The sequence below is a fragment of the Paenibacillus terrae genome, assembly GCF_005217525.1.
GTDB lineage: Bacteria > Bacillota > Bacilli > Paenibacillales > Paenibacillaceae > Paenibacillus > Paenibacillus terrae_C.
The window spans coordinates 118,233-118,584 of sequence record NZ_PNXQ01000012.1; the positions used below are offsets into that span (position 1 = coordinate 118,233).

Here is a 352-nt window from a genome sequence, read left to right on the forward strand (position 1 = left end):
AGGAACGAAGACGAACAACTATACCAAAGGAACGCCATCGCTGGTAGCCGACATTTTCGGAGATTGGCGAGAAGAAATGCTCGTCCGCACAGCGGATAGCTCGGCGATCCGTATCTATTTGAGCACTGAGCCTACGACACATAAATTGTACACACTGATGCATAATCCGCAATATCGGGTGGATGTGGCGCGTCAAAATACAGGCTATAACCAGCCATCCTATACAAGCTTTTACTTCGCATCCGATATGGATTGGGCGAATGTGCCGATTCCCAAGCTCTACACGCCAAGAGCCGTAATTCAGGAAGAGAGCGGCGATGAGGTGGATGAGGTAGAGACATCGGAGATGGAT

Annotated in this window: 1 protein-coding gene; it reads left to right on the forward strand. The window is 49.7% G+C overall.

The features are described from left to right. Positions 1–352: rhamnogalacturonan lyase family protein (locus tag C1I60_RS25550; RefSeq protein ID WP_491844693.1), on the forward strand; the 352-nt coding region annotated here is incomplete at both ends.